The sequence below is a fragment of the Kitasatospora sp. NPDC093558 genome, from assembly GCF_040683475.1.
In the GTDB taxonomy this organism is placed as follows: Bacteria; Actinomycetota; Actinomycetes; order Streptomycetales; family Streptomycetaceae; genus Kitasatospora.
Window position 1 is genome coordinate 1 of record NZ_JBFBDY010000589.1, and the last position, 3,859, is coordinate 3,859.

Annotated in this window: 3 protein-coding genes and 1 pseudogene; all 4 read left to right on the plus strand. The window is 71.5% G+C overall.

Features of this window, described 5'->3' with window-relative positions; all coding sequences use genetic code 11:
• Positions 1–765: pseudogene (locus AB0O00_RS32015) on the plus strand (NAD(P)/FAD-dependent oxidoreductase); the annotation flags it as partial.
• A 192-nt stretch (positions 766–957) separates the two neighbouring features.
• Complete coding sequence (locus AB0O00_RS32020; protein WP_363657752.1) at positions 958–1,635, plus strand: helix-turn-helix domain-containing protein; 678 nt, start codon at positions 958–960, stop codon at positions 1,633–1,635.
• Positions 1,636–1,814: 179 nt separating this feature from the next.
• Entirely contained in the window at positions 1,815–3,425 is a 1,611-nt protein-coding gene (locus AB0O00_RS32025; RefSeq protein ID WP_363657754.1) for a cytochrome b N-terminal domain-containing protein, read from the plus strand.
• 36 nt (positions 3,426–3,461) lie between these two features.
• A partial coding sequence (locus AB0O00_RS32030; RefSeq protein WP_363657756.1) for a PPOX class F420-dependent oxidoreductase occupies positions 3,462–3,859 on the plus strand: 398 nt, incomplete at its 3' end.

Consider the following 3,859-nt stretch of genomic DNA (forward strand, 5'->3'; position numbering starts at 1 on the left):
GCGGTGGCGAAGTTCGCCGGGGTGTCCGAGCGCCGGCACGAGAACGCCCGGTTCGGGTACCTCGCGCAGTTCCGCAACCTTCCGCTGCCCGGCGGGATCGCCCGGACCTGGTTCCTGGAGCCCGACATGGCGTACGCGCTGCCCAACGACGACGGGGTGACGGTCGTCGCGGTGCTCCCGGACAAAAAGCGGCTGCCGGCCTTCCGGGAGGACCTGGAGGGCAGCTTCACCGCCTTCGTCCGCGCCCTGCCCGACGCGCCGGCCGTCGACTCCGCCGAACGCATCACGAAGATCATCGGTACCGTCGACTACCCGCTGCACAGCCGCGTACCGACCGCACCGGGCCTCGCGCTCATCGGCGACGCCGCCCTGACCAGTGACCCGCTGTGGGGAGTGGGCTGCGGGTGGGCGCTGCAGTCCGCACGGTGGCTGGCCTACGCCGTCGCCGCAGCCGTCACCGGCCAGGGCGACCTCGACAAGTCGCTCGCGGCGTACGCGCGCACCCACCAGCGCCGCATGCGCGGCCACCAGTACCTCGCCGCCGACTACGCCAAGTCCCGCCCGTTCAACCCCCTGGAGCGGCTGATGTTCGCGGCGGCGGCGCGGGACGCCTCGATGGCCCGCCACATGCATCGCTTCGGATCCCGCCTGATCGGCCCGCTGCAGTTCCTGAGCCCGGCGGCCCTGGCCAAGGCGACGGCCGTCAACCTCAAGCACCGCGGAGCGGCGGTGCCGGCCGCGCCGCCGTCACGCACCGCTTCGTGACCGGGGCCGTCACGCACCGGTTCGTGACCGGCGCCGGTCCTGCGGCTCGACGTACGGGAACCTCGACGTACGGGAACGGGGCCGGCGAGGCGGCCCGGATAGGCTGATCCGCGCCCGGTTCATCCTCTCCGTCCGCACTTCCGCCGGTTTCCCGTCTCCTGCCGACGCCCGACGATCACCAAGGTCACCGCCATGCCCTCCACCCCGCACGACTCCCCCGCCCGCGCCGTCCCGCCGACCTCCCGCCGCCGCGATGCCGCCCGCAACCGCGAGATCCTCATCGCCGCCGCCCGCACGCTGTTCGCCCGGGAGGGCCTGAACGTGCCGCTGGACCGCATCGCCAAGGCCGCCGGCGTCGGCAACGCCACCCTCTACCGGCACTTCCCCACCCGCGACGCCCTGATCGAGGAGATCTTCGCCGACACGAGCACCGTGTTCGACCGGGCCGCCGCCGAGGCCCTGGCCGAGCCCGACGGCTGGCGGGCGCTGTGCGGCTACTTCGAGCGGATCTTCACCCTGGTCGCCGGCGACCGCGGCCTCAACGACCTGGTCACCGCCACCGCCCGCGACTCCCGGTTCCTCGCCGAGCTCTCCGAGCGCAACGCCGCGACGGTCACCACCCTGGTCACCCGCGCCCAGGAGCAGCACACCGTGCGCGCCGACGTGACCACCATGGACCTGCTTATCCTCATGGGCCCGCTGGTGCGCGCCATGCCCGCCCTGACGGACCAGCACCCGGACGGCTGGCGCCGCCCGCTCGCCCTCCTGCTCGACGCCTTCCGCCCCACCGCCGGCACGCACACGCTGCCCGGCGCGCCGGTCGACCCGGAGCACCTGGAGGAGGCCTTCTACCGCCTCTGGGACGCGTGAAGGGCGCCTGACGGACGCGTGAGGGGGCGCGCGGCGGAGGCGTGAGGGGCGCTGCCCGTCGGCCGACCCTTGTGAGCACGGCCACCCCGGCTGGAAACGGGGGCAGCTCCCCGGTTATGGTGGCCTCGGCTTGATACGGGGAACTGTCCCCGTTTCATTTTCGACTGAGGTGCGTGGACATGACCCGGAATCAGAGCCCAGGGCGCGGGCAGCGGGCGGCCGACTGGACCGACGGCCGGCTGGGGATCTACACCCTGGCCAGGGCGAACCTGCGCAAGATCTTCCCGGACCACTGGTCCTTCATGCTGGGCGAGATCTGCCTCTACTCGTTCGCCATCATCATCCTGACCGGCGTCTGGCTGACCCTCTTCTTCAAGCCCTCCATGGGCGAGGTCGTCTACGACGGCGCGTACGTCCCACTCAAGGGCATCCAGATGTCGGAGGCCTACGCCTCGACGGTGAACATCAGCTTCGAGGTCCGCGGCGGCCTGCTGATCCGCCAGATCCACCACTGGGCGGCACTCGTCTTCGTGGCCGCCATGCTCGTGCACATGATGCGGGTGTTCTTCACCGGCGCGTTCCGCAAGCCCCGCGAGATCAACTGGGTCTTCGGCTTCCTGCTGTTCTTCCTCGGCCTGCTGGACGGCTTCTTCGGCTACTCGCTGCCCGACGACCTGCTCTCGGGCACCGGCATCCGCTTCGTCGAGGGCGTGGTGCTGGCCGTGCCGCTGGTGGGCACCTACATCCAGATGTTCCTGTTCGGCGGGGAGTTCCCGGGACACGACATCGTGCCGCGCTTCTTCACGATCCACGTGCTGCTGATCCCGGGCATCATGCTCGGCCTGCTGGCGGCACACCTGATCCTGGTCTTCTACCACAAGCACACCCAGTGGGCGGGCCCGGGCAAGACCGAGAAGAACGTCGTCGGCACACCGCTGATGCCCGTCTACGTGGCCAAGGCGGGCGGGTTCTTCTTCCTCGTCTTCGGCGTGATCGCCCTGATGGCGGCGGTCGCCACCATCAACCCGATCTGGGCGTACGGCCCGTACCGTCCCGACCAGGTGTCCACCGACGCGCAGCCCGACTGGTACATGGGCTTCGCCGAGGGCCTGATCCGCGTCATGCCCGGCTGGGAGGTCGGGCTCTGGGGTCACACCCTCAACCTGGGGGTGCTCATACCGTTCACGCTCTTCCCGGTCATCCTGGGCGCGATCGCCGTGTACCCGTTCATCGAGGGGTGGGTGACGAACGACCGGCGGGAGCACCACCTGCTCGACCGGCCGCGCAACGTGCCCGTCCGCACCGCGCTCGGCGCCGCCTGGATCAGCGTCTACCTGGTGATGCTCGCGGGCGGCGGCAACGACCTGATCGCGACCCACCTGCACCTGTCCCTCAACACCATCACCTACGCGGTGCGGGTCGGCTTCTTCGTCGTCCCGGTGGTCGTGTTCATCGTCACCAAGCGCTGGTGCCTCGGCCTCCAGCGCCGCGACCGGGACAAGGTGCTGCACGGCCGCGAGACCGGTGTCATCAAGCGCCTGCCGCACGGCGAGTTCGTCGAGGTGCACGCCGGACTCGCACCCGCCGAACTGCACCGGCTCACCGCGCACGAGCAGCCCCGCCCCCTCGAAGCGGCGGCCCCCGTCGACGAGAACGGCGTCGCCCGCCCGGCCGGTGTGCTCACCCGCACCCGCGCGATGCTCTCCCGTGGCCTCCACGGCGAGCACGCCCGGATCGCCAAGCCCACCGGCGAGGAGTACCGCGAGATCACCGAGGGCCACGGGCACTGACCCGGCCCGGCCGCCACACCTCAGAGGGAGGACACCGTGCACGACCGAACCGGCCGGCTCGCCGACAGCAGATACCTCCTGCTCACCACGTTCGACGACAGCGGCCACCGCATCGAGTCCCCGCTCTGGGTGGTGGCGGACGGCAGCGCGCTCGGTGTCTGGACCCCCGCCCACTCGGGCGAGGCCGAACGCATCCGCCGCCACCCCAAGGTGCTGATCGGTCCCTGCGACGCCCACGGCCGCCCGACCGGCCGCCCGCTCCCGGCCCGCGCACGCGTCTGCGACGCGGACGCCACGGCGCGCTACCGCACCTCGCTCATCAACAAGTACGGCCTGACGGCCCTGCTCGCGCTGGCCCGCAGCCGCTTCCGCGTCGGGCTGGCCGGGACGGTCGGGATCCGGATCACCCCGAGCGAGCTGGAGCACCGGCTGGT